Source organism: Caballeronia sp. ATUFL_F1_KS39 (assembly GCF_023630985.1).
Lineage (GTDB): Bacteria > Pseudomonadota > Gammaproteobacteria > Burkholderiales > Burkholderiaceae > Caballeronia > Caballeronia zhejiangensis.
Genome location: NZ_JALQDZ010000004.1, coordinates 90,554 through 107,533, shown reverse-complemented (window position 1 = coordinate 107,533; position 16,980 = coordinate 90,554). Strand labels below are relative to the sequence as shown.

The 16,980-nt window shown below is 64.8% G+C and carries 15 protein-coding genes; 8 read left to right on the top strand and 7 right to left on the bottom strand.

Translation table 11 applies throughout. From position 1 onward, the window contains the following. Positions 1-126: 126 nt before the first annotated feature. From hemN to NCR93_RS03955, 8 genes are all read left to right on the top strand, one after another. On the top strand, positions 127-1,509 hold the full coding sequence (hemN, locus tag NCR93_RS03990) for an oxygen-independent coproporphyrinogen III oxidase (RefSeq protein WP_250532175.1): 1,383 nt from the start codon (positions 127-129) through the stop codon (positions 1,507-1,509). Between the two features lie 146 nt (positions 1,510-1,655). Then, positions 1,656-3,035, top strand: a complete 1,380-nt coding sequence (locus NCR93_RS03985; protein ID WP_250532174.1) for an amidase — start codon at positions 1,656-1,658, stop codon at positions 3,033-3,035. A 145-nt stretch (positions 3,036-3,180) separates the two neighbouring features. Next, on the top strand, positions 3,181-3,699 hold the full coding sequence (locus NCR93_RS03980) for a disulfide bond formation protein B (protein ID WP_175981897.1): 519 nt from the start codon (positions 3,181-3,183) through the stop codon (positions 3,697-3,699). A 465-nt stretch (positions 3,700-4,164) separates the two neighbouring features. Then, complete coding sequence (gene xdhC / locus NCR93_RS03975; protein ID WP_008350887.1) at positions 4,165-5,190, top strand: xanthine dehydrogenase accessory protein XdhC; 1,026 nt, start codon at positions 4,165-4,167, stop codon at positions 5,188-5,190. A 40-nt stretch (positions 5,191-5,230) separates the two neighbouring features. Beyond that, positions 5,231-6,253, top strand: coding sequence for an adenosine deaminase (locus tag NCR93_RS03970; protein WP_175981780.1), 1,023 nt, complete (start codon positions 5,231-5,233; stop codon positions 6,251-6,253). A 9-nt stretch (positions 6,254-6,262) separates the two neighbouring features. After that, the gene (locus NCR93_RS03965; RefSeq protein WP_175981778.1) at positions 6,263-7,633 is read left to right on the top strand and encodes an NCS2 family permease; all 1,371 of its coding nucleotides are present in this window, start codon (positions 6,263-6,265) and stop codon (positions 7,631-7,633) included. A 25-nt stretch (positions 7,634-7,658) separates the two neighbouring features. Continuing rightward, entirely contained in the window at positions 7,659-8,987 is a 1,329-nt protein-coding gene (gene guaD / locus NCR93_RS03960; protein ID WP_034471346.1) for a guanine deaminase, read from the top strand. Between the two features lie 149 nt (positions 8,988-9,136). After that, positions 9,137-9,571: a hypothetical protein gene (locus NCR93_RS03955; RefSeq protein ID WP_008350894.1), complete on the top strand. Its 435-nt coding sequence runs from the start codon at positions 9,137-9,139 to the stop codon at positions 9,569-9,571. On the opposite strand, the gene NCR93_RS03950 is transcribed toward NCR93_RS03955, so the two are convergent. Genes NCR93_RS03950 through NCR93_RS03920 form a run of 7 tightly spaced genes read right to left on the bottom strand, consistent with a single transcriptional unit; the run spans position 9,572 to position 16,801 of the window. Continuing rightward, positions 9,572-10,636, bottom strand: coding sequence for a 2-aminoethylphosphonate aminotransferase (locus NCR93_RS03950; RefSeq protein ID WP_175981776.1), 1,065 nt, complete (start codon positions 10,634-10,636; stop codon positions 9,572-9,574). It abuts the gene before it with no gap. Then, entirely contained in the window at positions 10,636-11,793 is a 1,158-nt protein-coding gene (gene aepY, locus NCR93_RS03945; RefSeq protein WP_008350898.1) for a phosphonopyruvate decarboxylase, read from the bottom strand. Before aepY ends, NCR93_RS03950 begins: the two co-directional genes overlap by 1 nt. Then, positions 11,786-13,483, bottom strand: coding sequence for a phosphoenolpyruvate mutase (aepX, locus tag NCR93_RS03940; protein WP_175981774.1), 1,698 nt, complete (start codon positions 13,481-13,483; stop codon positions 11,786-11,788). Before aepX ends, aepY begins: the two co-directional genes overlap by 8 nt. Continuing rightward, a complete protein-coding gene (locus NCR93_RS03935) occupies positions 13,480-14,256 on the bottom strand; it encodes a phosphocholine cytidylyltransferase family protein (RefSeq protein ID WP_008350902.1) in 777 nt (258 codons plus the stop codon). Before NCR93_RS03935 ends, aepX begins: the two co-directional genes overlap by 4 nt. A gap of 24 nt (positions 14,257-14,280) precedes the next feature. Next, positions 14,281-15,297, bottom strand: a complete 1,017-nt coding sequence (locus NCR93_RS03930) for a flippase-like domain-containing protein (protein ID WP_175981772.1) — start codon at positions 15,295-15,297, stop codon at positions 14,281-14,283. Further along, a complete protein-coding gene (locus tag NCR93_RS03925) occupies positions 15,294-16,106 on the bottom strand; it encodes a HalD/BesD family halogenase (protein ID WP_175981770.1) in 813 nt (270 codons plus the stop codon). Before NCR93_RS03925 ends, NCR93_RS03930 begins: the two co-directional genes overlap by 4 nt. Next, on the bottom strand, positions 16,103-16,801 hold the full coding sequence (locus NCR93_RS03920) for a CDP-alcohol phosphatidyltransferase family protein (RefSeq protein WP_175981768.1): 699 nt from the start codon (positions 16,799-16,801) through the stop codon (positions 16,103-16,105). The genes NCR93_RS03925 and NCR93_RS03920 overlap by 4 nt, the downstream gene beginning before the upstream one ends. Positions 16,802-16,980 lie beyond the last annotated feature (179 nt).

Sequence of the window (16,980 nt, the reverse complement as noted above, 5' to 3'; positions counted from 1 at the left end):
AGAACCGGCATTTTCTCATGCCTCTTCTTTGCGGTTCGTCAAATGCTGCCATTGGGCTGCGACCTTATCACGCAATGTTCGCGCGCATCGTCCGACTACACTCGGACGTTCCCCCCGAGGTCCGCCATGACTCCCGCCGCCCCGCTCTTTCGCCCCGACCTGCTCGCGCGCTACGACGCGCACGGTCCGCGCTACACGTCCTATCCGACCGCCGTCCAGTTCACCGATTCCTTCGACGCCGCGCACTATCGCGAAGCCGCGAGCCAGTCCAACGCGAACGCCGATCTCTCGCTCTACTTCCACATTCCGTTCTGCGACACCGTCTGCTTCTACTGCGGCTGCACCAAGGTCGCGACGAAGAATCGCGCGCACGCTCGCCCGTACCTCGATCGCATGAAGCGCGAGCTGGCGCTGCAAGCAGCGCTTTTCGATACGTCGCGCCCGGTGACGCAGCTTCACTGGGGCGGCGGCACGCCGACTTTCCTCTCGCACGACGAGATGGCCGAGCTGATGTCCGCGACGCGCGAGCACTTCAATCTCGTTTCCGACGAGCGCGCGGAATATTCGATCGAAGTCGATCCGCGCGAGGCGTCGGCGCAAACCATCGCGTTGCTGCGCGAACTCGGCTTCAACCGCCTGAGCCTCGGCGTGCAGGACTTCGACGAACGCGTGCAGCGCGCCGTCAATCGCATTCAGCCGCGGGAAATGACCGAAACCGTGCTCGACGCCGCGCGCGCGAACGGTTTCAAGTCGGTGAGCGTCGATCTGATCTATGGCCTGCCGCATCAGAGCGTCGAAAGCTTTTCGCGCACGCTCGACGCGATCGTCGATCTGAAACCGGATCGCGTCTCCGTGTTCGGCTACGCGCACATGCCGGCACTCTTCAAGATGCAGCGGCAGATCGACGAAAGCGCGCTGCCTTCACCGGCCGTGCGTCTCGCGATTCTCGAGCGCGTGATCGGGCGCATGAGCGACGCGGGCTACGTGTACATCGGCATGGATCATTTCGCACTGCCCGGCGACGAGCTCGCGCGCGCCTTCGAAGCCGGCACGCTCCAGCGCAACTTCCAGGGCTACAGCACGCATGCGGATTGCGATCTGATCGGCATCGGCGCGTCGTCGATCGGCAAGATCGGCGATGTCTATGCGCAGAACGCCCGCGAACTCGCCGACTATGCCGCGGCAATCGACGCGGGGCGGCTCGCCATCGCGCGCGGCGTGCGCCTGTCCGCCGACGATGCACTGCGCCGCGACGTCATCATGCGTCTCATGTGCGGCGGCGACCTGCGCTTCGACGATGTCGCGAACGCGCACGGCATCGAATTCCCCGCCGTTTTCGCCGACGAACTCGCGCGCCTCGCGCCGATGGCCGGCGATGGCCTCATCGATCTCTCGCGCGACGCGATCCGCGTGCTGCCCGCTGGCCGCATGCTGGTGCGCAACGTCGCATCGGTATTCGACCGCTATCTGGGTCAATCGAGTCTGCGGCGCTTCTCGCGCACGATCTGAGCGGTGTTCGATCGGCGTCGGTGGCTTAGAATGACAGCCACCTTGGACGCCCCGGCTTTCGGCTGCGGCGTCCATCCACTCACTGCCGATGCGAAGCGCCGGGCATTGCCGGCTTCTCGCAGACGGCGACGCCACTGCCCGACGCCATGCCGACCACTTCGCCGCAGTTCGCCCCTCTCGCCCAACTCGCCGCCGATCTGAAAAGCGGCCGCACGACGAGCCGCGCGCTCGTCGAGACGGCGCTCGAACGGATCGCCGACCCGTCGGGCCAGGGCTCGACCGTTTTCCTGCATGTCGATGCCGATCACGCACGCGCCGCCGCCGATGCGCACGACGCGCTGCGCCGCGCCGGGACCGTGCTCTCGCCGCTCGCGGGCATTCCTGTGTCGATCAAAGATCTCTTCGATGCCGAAGGCCAGGTGACGCGCGCCGGCTCGAAGGCGCTCGCCGACAACGCGCCCGCCAGCGCCGACGCCGTGACCGTCGCGCGCCTGCGCCGTGCGGGCGCGGTGATCGTCGGGCGCACCAACATGAGCGAGTTCGCGTTCTCGGGCCTCGGGCTCAATCCGCATTACGGCACGCCGCGCTCGCCGTGGCGCGCGAACGTGCCGGGCGACGCGCGCATCGCGGGCGGCTCGTCGTCGGGCGCGGCGGCATCGGTCGCCGATGGCATGGCAGCCGTCGCGCTCGGCACCGACACCGGCGGCTCCATCCGCATTCCGGCCGCGCTGTGCGGCCTCACCGGCTTCAAGCCGACCGCGAGCCGCATCCCGAAGCAAGGCGGCGTGCCGCTGTCGAAAACGCTCGATTCGTTCGGTCCGATCGGCGTGTCGGTCGCATGCTGCGCGCTCGTCGACCGGATTCTCGCGGGGCGCGATCCCGGTGTGCCCGCGACGCGCCCGCTCGAAGGCGTGCGCCTCGGCGTGCTGACGAACTACGTCACCGATGGCGTCGAGGCGAGCGTCGCCAGCGCCGTCGCCGCGGCCGTCAATCATCTCGCGGCGGCCGGCGCGCTCGTGGAAGACGTGCGCTTTGCGCCGCTCGATCGTCTGCCGGAGATCAATCGCTATCCGCTCGTCGCGATCGAAGCGTATGCATGGCATCGCAAGCTGATGGCCGAGCGCGGCGCCGATTACGATCCGCGCGTGCTGGCGCGCCTGCAACGCGCCGAAGCGGCGAGCGCGGCGGATTACATCGACTTGTGCGAGGCGCGCGCCGCGATGATCGAAGCCGCGCGCACGACGCTCTGGCAACGTTTCGACGCGATTCTCTGCCCGACGGTGCCGGTGCTGCCGCCGCGCATCGCCGATCTCGAATCGGATGACGACGCCTTCACGCGCACCAACGCGCTGATCCTGCGCAATCCGACCGCGTTCAATTTTCTCGATGCCTGCGCGCTCTCGCTCCCCTGCCATCCGCGCGGCGAGGCGCCCGTCGGCCTGATGCTCGCGGGCGCGCCGAACTCCGACGACACGTTGCTGTCGATCGGACGGGCGGTCGAAGCGGTGCTGGAAACGACGCGCTGAGCGGGCCGGGAAACTCGGCCAATCGTCGCGGCTGATTTTGCGCACCGGGCGTTCGCGCTAGAATTCCCCGCGATCCCCACGCAACTCAGGTGCTTCCTTCTCGAATCGTTGCGAAATAATGAACAACTCTTTACATCACTTCACGATGCATCACGACGACCGGGTGATGCGCCGCGAGCGCCGCCTGCTCGTGCTGCTCGGTTTGGTCAGTCTCGGTCTCGTCGGCGGTGCGCTGTATCTGCAGTTCTTCCATAACGAAGATCCCTGCCCGCTTTGCATCATCCAGCGCTATTTCTTCGTGCTGATCGCGATCTTCGCGTTTCTCGGCGCGGCATTCCGCAACTGGCGCGGCATCGCGCTTTTAGAGACGCTGGTCGCGATTTCGGCGCTCGGCGGTCTCATCACCGCGATTCGCCACGTCTATGTGCAGTCGCATCCCGGCTTCAGTTGCGGCTTCGACGCGCTGCAACCGATCGTCGACGGCCTGCCGCCCGCAAGCTGGCTGCCGCAAGTGTTCAAGGTCGCCGGTCTGTGCGAAACGCCGTATCCGCCGATCCTCGGACTCTCGCTGCCGCAGTGGTCGCTGATCGCGTTCGCGCTGATCTTCGTGCTCGTCGCGGCCAGCCTGCGATTCAAGCGCAAACTGCGCTCGACCGTCCGGTAATGTGTTCCGGGCGGCCGTCCGCGCCGCCCGTCCTTCCCCGCTTCATCGCGCTTTGCGCGCTTTCTCTTTCCCGCATCAGCGCATCCGCATAATCTTGATACGTCTGCCGCGATGTTTTTGAGATATTGCGGTGTTAAGGTCGTGTCTGGATGGCGATCTACGTGCGCGCAGTCCGCTTCGCTCAAAGGCAACCGGTTTTTTTCACGGTAACGCATGAAACGAACGGAAACCGCGTAACGCGCGCCCGGTCCGCAATGTCTTCCTGAATCATGACAACGCAAACCATCCGCTTCCCTTCGGCTCTGCGCCCTATTCCTATGCGCTCGCACGCGTTTGCGTGTGCGCGCTTTTCCCGCTTTTCTCTCGCTGGCCGATGGGATGTCCATCGCCCGGTAAACTAGCGTCTGCGACGACGCAAATCCGCGCAAACCCCGCACAAACCCGATCACTTCCGGAGCTCACTCGATGCAAGTTTGGCTGAACGACCTGCAACACCTGCTCGCGCACGGCGACGCCGTCGTGCTCGTGACGGTCGCGCGTGTCGAAGGCTCCGCGCCGCGCGAGCCGGGCACGAAGATGATCGTCACCCGCGAGGACGCGCGCTACACGATCGGCGGCGGCCATCTGGAATGGAAGGCCATCGAAACCGCACGGCAAGTGCTGAAGGACGGCATGCGCAGCCCGCGCATGCGCAGACTCGAGCGTTTCGCGCTCGGCCCGAGCCTCGGCCAGTGCTGCGGCGGCGCCGTCGTGCTCGCATTCGAGCGGCTCGACGTCGCGGATCTGAACTGGGTGACGACGCTCGGCAAGCGCACCGCGCAAGGTTTATCGACCGTGCGCAGCGTTTCCTTCGCGCCGGATCCCGAGCTTCGCGATGCGGTGATGCTCTCCGATCCCGAACCGGGCGCGACCGACGCCGACTGCCTGCTGTGGGACGGCGCCGGTTTCGACGAGCGCGGCGCGCTTTTGACCGAGACCATCGCGCCGAACGACTTTCAGGTCGTGCTGTTCGGCGCGGGCCATGTCGGGGCGGCGCTCGTGCGCGTGCTCGCGACGCTGCCGTGTCACGTGACCTGGGTGGACGAGCGCGATGCGGCATTTCCCGCACCGCAGTTCGTGCCCGATAACGTGACGATCGAGCCGACCGACGCGCCCGACGAAGCTGTCGATAATGCGCCGCCCAACGCGTACTTCATCGTGATGACGCACAACCACACGGTGGATCTCGCGCTGGCCGAATGCATCCTGCGGCGCGGCGACTTTGCGTTCTTCGGCATGATCGGCTCGTTCACGAAGAAGAAGCAGTTCGAGCATCGGCTCGCGGCGCGCGGCATCGACCCGGCGCGCATCGCGCGGATGGTGTGTCCGATCGGCATCGACGGCATCGTCGACAAAGCGCCCGAAGTGATCGCCGTTGCAGCGGCAGCCCAACTGCTGCAGGCGGTCGAAGCCAACGCTTCGAGCCATGCGTCGTCGCAACAGACCGCCTGACCCACAGGCGAACTTGTAGCCCCAAAACTCAAAAGCCCAAATGAATCCCACACTCGCCGACAAGATTGCGCACGCGCCGAAAGCCGAGTTGCATATCCATATCGAAGGGTCGCTAGAGCCGGAAGTGATCTTCGCGCTCGCGAAGCGCAATAACGTGAAGCTCGCGTACGACTCGATCGATGCGCTTCGCGCGGCTTACGCGTTCACCGACTTGCAGTCGTTTCTCGACATCTACTATGCGGGCGCGAGCGTGCTGCTCACGGAGCAGGATTTCTACGACATGACGATGGCCTACGTCGAACGCGCACTCGCGGATCACGTCGTGCATGCGGAAATCTTCTTCGATCCGCAAACGCACACGGAACGCGGCGTGCCGATCGAAACGGTCGTCGCGGGCATCGACGCCGCGCTCGCGGAAGGCGAAAAGCGCGGCTTGTCGAGCAAGCTGATTCTCTGCTTCCTGCGCCATCTGTCCGAAGACGACGCGCTCGCCACCTTCGACAGCGCGTTGCCGCTGTTCGACAAGTACGCGCATCGGCTGATCGGCGTCGGGCTGGATTCGTCGGAACGCGGCCATCCGCCGTCGAAATTCGAGCGTGTGTTCGCGAAAGCGCGCGAACGCGGTCTGAAGCTCGTCGCGCATGCGGGGGAAGAAGGACCGCCGTCGTATGTCTACGAAGCGCTCGATCTGCTGAAAGTGGATCGCGTCGATCACGGCGTGCGCAGCATCGAGGACGCGGCGCTCGTCGCGCGTCTCGCCGATGCGCGCATCGCATTGACGGTGTGCCCGCTCTCGAACATCAAGCTCTGCGTGTTCGACGACATGACGAAGCACACGCTGAAGGATCTGCTCGATCAGGGCGTCGCGGTGATGATCAATTCCGACGATCCGGCGTACTTCGGCGGCTACGTCAACGCGAATTACTTCGCGATCGTCGATGCGTTGAAGCTCACCGATCACGAGGTCTACACGCTGCTGAAAAACAGCCTCGAAGCCTCGTTCGTCACCGAAGAAGAACGCGACGCGATGGTCGCGCGCCTGGATCAGCACTGGAAGCAGTAAGCAAGCACGATGGAAACAACCGCAACAACACAACAAGACAGCACCGCGCTCGAACGATTCTTCGGCATTCGCGCGGCCGGCTCGCGCACGAAGACGGAAATCGTCGCGGGCATCACGACGTTCCTCACGGCGATGTACATCATCGTCGTCAATCCGGGCATTTTGTCGGCGGCGGGCGTGCCGTTTCCGGCGGCGCTCACCGCCACGGTCATCGTCAGCTTTCTTGGCAGCTGCGCGATGGGCCTGTATGCGCGCAATCCGGTGCTCGTCGCGCCCGGCATGGGCATGAACGCGCTTTTTGCGTTCGTCATGGTTCACGGCGGCAAGATGCCGTGGCAGACCGCGCTCGGCTGCGTGTTCTGGTCCGGCGTGATCTTCGCGATTCTCGCGGCGTTCAACGCGCGCAAGCTCGTCGTCGATGCGATTCCCGCGAATCTGCGGCACGCGGTCTCGTGCGGTATCGGACTCTTCATCAGCCTGATCGGGCTCGTGAACGCGAAGTTCGTCGTCGGCGATCCGGTGACGATCGTGCATTCGGCGTCGCTCAATCCGGTGGTCGTCACGTTTCTGATCGGCCTCGCCGTCACGACGATTCTCGTCGCGCGCAAGGTCACGGGCGCGCTGATGCTCGGCATCGTGTTCACGACGATCATCGCGATTCCGATCGGCCGCTTCTACGGCGACGGCACCGCGTACTGGCCCGCCGCCATCGCCACGAAAACGCTCGTCAACTGGAACGGCCTCTTCGCCGCGCCGGACTTTTCGGCGGTCGGGCAGCTCGATCTGATGGGCTCGCTGAAGGTCATCTACTGGCCGTTCATCTTCGTGATGCTGTTCACGTCGTTCTTCGACGCGCTGTCCACCTTCATGGCGATTTCGGAAGCCGGCAAGCTCTACGACAAGGACGGCAATCCCCGCAACATCCGCCAGTCGATGATGGTCGACTCCTTCTCCGCGCTCATTTCCGCGCCGCTCGGCACGAGCCCGGCGAACGCGTACATCGAATCGGCGGCGGGCATTTCGGCGGGCGGACGCACGGGTCTCGTCGCGGTCGTCGCCGGATTGTGCTTCCTGCCGTTCCTGTTCCTTTCGCCGCTCCTGTCGCTCGTGCCGGCGATCGCGACCGCGCCCGCGCTCGTGCTCGTCGGCGTGTTCATGATGGAAGCGATCACGAAGATCGAATGGCATCGCTTCGACGAAGCCATTCCCGCGTTCCTCGCGATGATCCTGATCCCGCTGACGTACTCGATCACCGACGGCGTCGCGTACGGCTTTCTCGCGTTCGTCGTGCTGAAGTCGGCGACCGGGCGCGCGCGTGAGATCAAGCCGGCGATGTGGATCATCGCGGCTTTCTCGTTAGTCCTGCTTTCGCAGCTTTGAACATCAGATACGGAGACGTTGCACCATGACTCAGACCGCCTACCGCGCCCAATTGCTGACCTTTCGCGAGGACCCCGCGCATGCCGCCGACGGCGCGGTGTACGAGGCCGATGGCCTCCTCGTCGTCGATGACGGCAAAGTGGTCGCGGCAGGCGCGTATGCGTCGCTGCGCGACACGCTCGCCGCCGACGCGACCGTCCACACGATGCGCGACAAGCTGATCGTGCCGGGTTTCATCGACTCGCACATCCACTATCCGCAGACGGACATGATCGCGTCGCCCGCGCCGGGCCTTTTGCCGTGGCTCAACACGTACACGTTTCCGACCGAGCGCGGCTTCGAGAATCCCGCCGTGGCGCGCGAGACGGCGAGCTTTTTCATCGACGAGCTGCTCGCGTGCGGCACGACGACCGCGCTCGTCTACTGCACGGTTCACAAGCAATCCGCCGATGCGTTCTTCACTGAAAGCGAAGCGCGCGGCACGCGCATGATCGCGGGCAAGGTGCTGATGGACCGCAACTGCCCCGAGTTTCTGCGCGACACGGCGCAATCCGGCTACGACGACAGCGCCGAACTCATCGCGCGCTGGCACGGGCGCGGCCGTCAGCAGTACGCGCTGACGCCGCGTTTCGCGCCGACATCGACGGAAGCGCAGCTCGAAGCATGCGGCGTGCTCGCGCAGAAGCACAACGACGTGTTCATCCAGACGCACGTCGCGGAAAACACCGACGAGATCAAATGGGTCGAGAGCCTGTTTCCGGGACATCGCAGCTATCTCGACATTTACGATCACTACGGCTTGCTGCGTCGCCGCGCGGTGTACGGCCACTGCATCCATCTCGACGACAAGGACCGCGCGCGCATGGCGGAAACGGGCTCGGTTGCATCGCACTGCCCGACTTCGAACCTCTTCCTCGGCAGCGGCTTGTTCGATTTCGAGAAAGCTGGCGAGTCAAACATGCCGGTCGCGCTCGCGACGGATGTCGGCGGCGGCACGTCCTTCTCCATGCTTCAGACGATGGGCGCCGCGCACAAGATCGCGCGTCTCACCGGCCATCATCTGACCGCGACGCGCATGTTCTGGCTCGCGACGACAGGCGCCGCGCAAGTGCTCGAACTCGACGACAGGATCGGCACGCTCGCGCCCGGCAGCGAGGCGGATTTCGTCGTGCTCGATCCGAACTCGACGCCGCTGCTCGCGCGCCGGACGTCGCGCACCGAATCACTGGAAGAACTGCTGTTCGCGTTCGCGCTGCTCGGCGACGATCGCGCGGTCTTCGAGACCTACGCGGCCGGCAAGCGCGTGCACGCGCGCGACACGCGCAACACGGCGAAGCTGGAACTGGCGGCCTGACGCGTTCAGGAATCCGCGCAACCGACGCCCTTCCTTCGAAGGGCGTTTTTGTATGTAGCGTCACGCAAACCGCGACGATCCACTCGACGGAATGAGCACTTTTGTTGCAATCTCGTTAAAGTGCTGGCTGTTACGTTCGCTGCTTCGCCATGATCGCTGCCCGACTCGTTCGCTTTGTTCTGCCGATGACGCTCGCGTCGCTGGCCGCGCTCGCCCACGCGGAAGCGCTCGATGCGCAACTCGATTGCAAGTCGACGCCGCACGCTTTTATCGCGCCGCTGCAAGAAAACAATTTGCTGGAAAAGAAGCCGATGCGCGTCGAGCCGAACTCGATCAACGCGTTCCGCGCGGCGAAAGGCGCGACGCTGACGGCATATGGATTCAAGGTCTACGCGCTGGTGGCGTATCAGAAGGACGATCCGCTCTTCAGGCAGGGCAAGGGCGAGCCGATCGGGGATGCGGCATACGGCGCGGTCGTCTGGGGCGGCGACGCCGAGGTCGAGCAAAAAGTGCGCGCGGCGGGCAGCGACGCGGTCGTGCGCCACGTCGCGCCCTTCATCACGGCGATTTTCTGCAAGCTGTAATCAGCGCAGCAGCGTCACGAACGACGAAATCAGGCGATCCATGTCGTTCGCGTCGAGCGCGCCCATCGTCGAGATGCGGAACAGTTCCTTCGACAGGCCGCCCTGCCCCGCATAAATCACGAAGCCCTTCGCCTTGAGCGCGTCGTGCAGCGTTTCATACGTGACGCCCTTCGGCAGCCGATACGCACGCAACACCACCGACGACTCTTCCGGCGGCAACGCGCTCTCGATGCCGAGCGCAGCCAGCCCCGCGCGCACCTGTTCGGCGAGCTTCGCGTAACGCTGATGCCGCGCGCGCCAGCCGCCTTCTTCCTCGAACTCGCGCAGCGCCTCGACGAGCGCGTAATACGCATGCACCGACGGCGTGAACGGCGTGTTGCGCTCGTCCTGCAGCTTCGCGAGGCGCGCGATGCCGAGGTAATAGTTGCGGCTCGCGGCCTGCGCCAGCGCATCGCGACGCGCGATGACGAACGCCGCGCCCGGCACGCCGTGCAGGCACTTGTTCGCGGTCGCGGCAATCGCGGCGATGCCGCCGCCCGCGAAATCGATCGCTTCGGCGCCGAAGCTGCTCACCGCGTCCAGCAACAGACCGACGCCGCGTTCCTTGCACGCGCGCGAAAGCTGATCGATCGCGTTCAGGCGGCCGGTCGTCGTTTCGTGATGAATGATCGCGACATTGCTGAACTTCTTCGTGTCGAGCAGGCCGATGATCGCGTCGATGTCCGGCGCCTGCATCCACTCGTATTTGACGACCTCGTGATCGATCCCGTACTGCTTCGCGATCTGCGCGATGCGATCGCCATACACGCCGTTTTCCACGACGAGCAGCCGCCCGCCTTCCGGCACGAGCCCGGCGATCATGCTTTCGACCGCTGCGGTGCCCGAACCGGTCATCAGCACGGCGCTCCACACGGCCGGATCGAGCGCGTAAGCGGCGACGAGACGCTCGCGCGCTTCGTCCTGCAGATCGAAGAACTCCGGCTCGCGATGGCACAAGTCGGTTTGCAGCAGGCTCTTGCGCACGCGTTCGCTCAGCGTGACAGGGCCCGGATTGAGCAGCAGCATCAACGGCCTCCTATGTGTTGTTGCAGACGCGCGCGTACATCCTCGGGCGTGATTTTCGGACGAGGCAAGTCGGCGGGCGTGCCGGTTCTGATCGACAGCCGCGCGAAACGCACGCCGCCGACATCCTTCGCTTCGAAGAGACGATCGATCACGCCGATGTCGTCGCCGTCGAGCGCGAGCGCATAGCCGCACGCCGATGCGATCGACGCGAAATCGACTTCGCGCGACACCGTCGCCTGGCCGCCGGTCGATTCGTGCGCGCCGTTGTCGAGCAGCAGGTGAACGAGATTCGACGGGCCGTATGCGCCGAGCGTCGCGAACGCGCCCATCCGCATGAGCGCGGCGCCGTCGCCATCGAGGGCGACGACGGTCAGATCCGGACGCGAAAGCGCGAGGCCGAGCGCCATCGGCGTGACACAACCCATCGAGCCGACGAGATAGAGCTGATTCTCGCGGTCGTCGATCGCGTACAGCTCACGTCCGCAAAAGCCGGTCGATGCGAGCACGACCGTCGCATCCTTCGGCGTCTTCGCGATGACCTTTTGCAGCGCGTCGTGGCGCGTCACGCGCTCGCCTTCGAAGCGCTGCACGCTCGCCGGATTCGCATTGACGCGCACGCCGGACAAGCCGGTTTTCTTCAGCTCGTAAGGCGCGACGCTGCCCTTTTGCATCACGAGCGCGTACGGCCGGCCCGTGCGGTCCATGTAGTCGGTCGCGCGATCGAGCGCCGGGCCGATCTCGCCGGCTTCCGTGGGGAACAGCTCCCACGGGATTTCCATCGTCTCGAGCATCTGCGGCGTGATGGGGCCCATCAGCGCGTGCTGCGGCTCGTCGTGGACGCCCGGCTGGCCGCGCCACGTGACGATCAGCAATTGCGGCAGACGGAAGGTCCACGTGAGCGACGTCAGTGGGCTTACGGCATTGCCGAGACCGGAGTTCTGCATCATCGCGATGCCGCGACGCTTCTTCCCGCCGCCCAACGCGACGCCGGCGATCAGCGCGACCGCGTCGCCTTCGTTCGCCGCCGACACGTAATGCAGTGATTCGTCCTGCAACACGTAGTTGATGAACGGAGTCAGAAACGAGCACGGCACGCCCGCATACCAGTCGAAGCCTCGCTCGCGCGCCGCCTCGACAAACTGGGCGGCCTCAATCACGCGCGTTCTCCGTGCTTTCCGAGCCGATCGGCGTCTGACCGTGCGCGAAATCGCCCGCGCGACGGAAATCGTCGAGATCGTTCACGCCGCGCCAGTGGCCGTGCACGTATTGCACTTCGATTTTCTGGCCATCGGCGATCAGCGCGTTGAGAAGCGCGGCCGTGTCGAGCGTGTCGAAATCGGCGCGTTGCTGCAGCGCGCCGAGCGTTGCGAGCAGGCGTTCGCGCGCAGCGGCGCGCACCTTGACGAGGCCCATCCAGCGGCCTTGCGGCGCGCGTCCATCGGCGATCATCTGGCCCGCGCCGACCACGCTTTCGAGCCACACTTTCTGGCCGAAGAGCGCGCGGTCGTCAGCGGTCGAGCAGTACGCGAAATCGGTTGCCGCCGCGCCCGCCTGTAGCGTCTGCGACGAATCGACGACCACGCAGAAGTCGCTGTCCGACTCGACCAGATCGCGCAGGATGTAGCTGCGGAACAGCAGGTCGCCGTAGGAAATCACAGTGTCGCCGTTCATGTGCTGGACGGCGCACGCGAGCGACGCAAGTTCGCCCGTGCTTTCGTGCTTCTCGTTGACGACGAGGCGGATGCCGCCCTTCTCGATCGCATCGGCGCGATATCCGCCGACCACGGTGATGTCGTTGATGCTTTCCTTCTTGAACGCCTCGACGAGATGGCGCAGCAGCGGCTTGCCGGCGACCGGCAGCATCACCTTCGGACGCGCTTCGGTCAGCGCTTCGAGGCCCGCGCCGCGGCTCGCGGCGAGCACGATCGCGCTGCGCTTCTCGTTGGCCGCGCTCAGGTAGATGTTCTCGGCGGCGGAATATTCGTCCGCGTCCTGCAGACGGAAAATCTCGTTCACCGACGCGATGCGGTCCTCGACGTTGACGAGCGTCTCGCTGTCGTGGATTTCCTTCGCGATCGCCTGCATCGCCGAAACCGCGCCGCGAATCAGATGATTCGCCCAGATCACGCAGCTGATGCCCGCCTGACGGAACGCATCGGTGGGCGTGCTGTAGTACTTCGTCGGCACGATGACGAGCGGACCGCGCCCCGCCCATTCGCGCGCGAACGTGAGGATTTCGTCGGGCTTCGAGAGCTTGCTGTGGATGAGAATCGCATCCGCGCCCGCCTGGCGATACGCTTCGGCGCGCTTCAGCGCCTCTTCCATGCCCCAGCCGGCGATCAGCGCTTCCACGCGCGCGACGATCGAAAAATTCGGATCGCTTTGCGAATCCTTGCCCGCCTTGATCTTGCCGCAGAACTCGTCGATATCCGCGAGCGGCTGCGCTTCGCCGTTGATGAAGCTGTTGGTCTTCGGAAACTGCTTGTCCTCGATGCACACGCCCGCGATGCCGCGTTGCTCGAGCTTGCGCACGAGACGCCGCACGTTGTTGAAGTTGCCGTAGCCGGTATCGCCGTCGAGCAGGATCGGCAGATCGCTTGCGTCGGCCATGAATTCGAGGTTGTCGACGACCTGCGTCCAGCTCGCTTCGTTGTTGTCGCGCACGCCGAATTGCGCGGAGATCGACAGGCCCGAGCCCCAGATCGCCTTGAAGCCGGCTTCCTTCGCGATGCGCGCCGAAATGCCGTTGTGCGCTTCCATCAGGAATTCGAGGCGGTTGCTTTGCAGCATTTCGCGCAGGCGCAGCGTGCGCGAGTAGCCAACCGGGATTTGCGTGGGTGCGTTCATTGTTGCGAGGCTCCTGCAAACTGACGCAGCGCGTTGAGCGACGGCAACACTTCGTCCGCGGCGCGCTTCACGTCGTTCTGAAAATCGATTTCGATCCACGGCGCGCCGGTCACATCGGCGATATCGAACGCGTGGGACTTTTCCAGCAACAGGTCGCGCACCGCTTCTTCATGCGGCATCTTCGCGCGGCCCGTCGCGACATAATCGGCGCAGATTTCGGCGAGGCGCGTGGCCGTCGCGTGATCGAAGCGGAAGAAGCCGACAGATTCGCCGATCGTGTCGTACTTCAGCCCCGCCGCGACCTGCTTGCGCAGTTCGACCGGCACGCCGTTCTCGACGCACAGCTTCACCGGCTCGTCGCCGGCTTCGAAATCGCGATCGATCAGCAGACGATTCAACGAGCCGCCCGCGACGAGCGGCTCGAAGATGCGTTCGTCGTAGAGCACGTCGGCGTCCATCAGGAGGACGTCGCCGCCGCGCGTCATCGCGTCGCGCGCGGTGTGCACGGACAGCACGCTGCCGAGCGTGAATTCGTCGTTGACGACGATTTCCGTCTTCGGCTTCCAGTCGATCGCCGCAAGCTCCGCCTCGATCTGCTCGCTCTTGAAGCCGGTCACGAAGACGACTTCATCGACGTTCGCGGCTTTCAAAAAGTGCAGATGACGTTCGAGCAACGATGCATCACCAAAGCGCAGCAGACACTTCGGCTTTTGCTGGCCTTCGGGCTGAACGAGGCGCAAGCCCATCCCGGCCGCAAGAATAATTGCGCGCATGCTTGTGTTCCCTTCGTGGGTGGGTCAGTCGATATCCGGCACGCGCGCGAGACGGCGGCGCTGCCAGCCTTTTTCAACGAAATGCAGATAGACGATGCCCGGCACGCCGAGCAGCAGTTCGCGCGCGCGCTTCGCAAGCGACAGCGCGAGCGCCGCTTCCGGCGGCAAGCCGACCAGACGCGCAAGCAGCAGATAGCCGCCTTCCTGCACGCCGAGCGAGCCGGGAATGGCGAAGGCCGCGCCGCGAATCGCCTGGCCGAGACTTTCGAGCAGCAACGCTTCCGCCCAGCCGACCGGATGGCCGAGCAGATGCAGCGCAAGCCACACTTCGCCCGTGCCGACGATCCAGCCGACGAGACTCAGCCCGAAGCTCGCCGCGACCTTGCCGCGCTCGCGATACATCTCGTGGACGGCGGCGTCGACGGCTTCGGCGCGCGTGACGAGCGACGACCAGTCGCGCTTCGCCGAGAACTTCGCGGCGATGCCGGACGCAAAGCGCATCGCGCGGCCGAAGAGACCGCGCCGCTGCGCGAGATAGAAACCGAAGATCATCAGACCGATCACGCCGATCACCGCGAGCACGGCGATCGTGACCGTCGATGACGAGCCGCCCGCCGCATAGCCTGTCAGCAGCACGACGCCGATCAGCGCGAAGATCAGTTGCGCGACGGTCTGCATCGTCGTGCTGACGGTGATGACGGCGGCCGCGTCGCGCGCGCGCATGCCGCGCTGCGCGAGATAGCGGACCATCAGCATCGGCCCGCCGATCTGGCCCGCGGGCATCAGGCTATTGACCGATTCGCCGGCCCAGCGCGCGAGCAAGGCGTCGCGCAGGGACACGTCGCGTTCCTTGCGGGAGAAGAGCACGCTGATCGCGCCGGCATCGACGACGAGCGGCACGAAGTGAAACGCCGCGACCGCGATCAATCCCCAGCCCGCCGCGGCCAGCGTCGATGCAACCGAACCGAAGCCTTGCCAGCCGAGCAGCGCGATGAACAGCACCACGCCGACCGACAGCAGGAATGTGCCCGCGCGGCTCATGCCTGTCCGTTCTTGCCGCCCTTGCGGCGAAAGACCTGCCTGAATCCGAAATACGCGATCGAGTCTTTCATGTTCGAGATGAAGCGCTGAAACGGACGCATGTTCGGGTTCGTCACGTACTCGAACGTGAGCGACACGCGCATCTCGTTTTCGCCGAGCGGCGTGACGCGATGGCGCAGCTTGTCGCCGTCGAAAAACACGAACGCGCCGGGCGGATATTGCACGGAGCCGGGCTGATCGGGAACCGCCGGATTCTTCGTGTGCAGTTCGTAATCGAGCTTGCAGGACGAATCGTCGATCACGCCGAGCAGGAGCGTGTAGCGGCGGCCATCGTAATACGACGTGTCGTAATGCCAGCCGATGTGGTCGCCGGGCTTCGTGTAAAAGTAAAGCGCGTAGGCGTGAGGATCGTCCTCCGGCGAGAGTTGCAGCTTGTCGCCGGTGATCGATTCCAGCCACTTGATGAGCGCTTCCGATCGATACAGGTCGGCGATGAACGGCGCGAGCTTGTCGAGCGTGTGACGGCTCACGCTGCCGCCCGCCTTGTGCCCCGGCAGATAGTTGCGGTTCACGGACGGCATCACGTCGCGCACGGCGGCGATCAGCCGCTCCGTGTAGTCGCGCGGCAGGAAGTCTTCGATATAGAGAAACGAGCCTTGCTGGCCGTACTCGTCGCGCAGCTTCGGCGTCTGCAGCGCGGCGAGGCGCGCGTTCATCGTCGAATCGATATCGCGCTTCGACGGGCGCGCGGTCGTCGCCGTCTGCGCCGGTTGTGTCAGCGTGCTCTCCGGAGTTGCCGTATCGCTCATCTCACCGCCTGGAAATCTTTGTCGTCTTTTGCACGTGTGGCCTGCGCGCGGCGTTTCGTCTGCGCGACGACGCGCTGATAGTCCACCGCCACATAAATGGCGAAGAGCGGCGCGCCGATCGCCGCGGCGATCAGAAACGGCGTCATGCCGTTCAGAATGGTCACGAGCGGAAGCAGATACAGCACGTCTTCCGTTTCGAATCCGGCCAACGACGCCTGTTTCGTGCCCGACTTGCCGATCATCGATTCGATACGCATGCGCAGGAAAAAGATCAGCGCAACCGCCACGCCCGCCATGCCGCCGAGCCATTGGGCGGGCACGATCATCGACGGATGATGCACGGCCACGTAAAACCCGATGCCGAGGAACAGCAGCACCGTCACGAGCGCATCGCACGCGAGATCGTAGAAATGGCCGATCTTGCTCGACTGGCCGCTGATGCGCGCGAGTTCGCCGTCGGTGTGATCGACGAAATTCGACAGCGCGATCAGAAGCGCGCCGAGCGTGCACATCCAGAACTGGCCGAGCGACAGATACCACGCTCCAGCCAAGCCGATGGCGAGGCGCAGCGTGGTCAGATGGTTGGGCGTTACCGGCGTGCCGACGAGCGGCGTGACGAGACGGCGTGCGAGCCGCGCATCCCATGTGGTGGGCTCGGGAACGGCTTCAGGATTGGGCGGACACGATTTTGTCATCCCGGGAATATATCGCTAATTGACCGAAGCTGCATATATTGCGGCCCGGCGCCGCCGCGATATTTCCCTGTTTAGTCAAGGGCGGCGGGCGTGTTTGAAACATTTCCCGAAGCCGTAAAAGGCAATGCTCACTGCGCATGACGGCAAAAAATTCCGATGCCGTTTTCGCGTCGATGCGA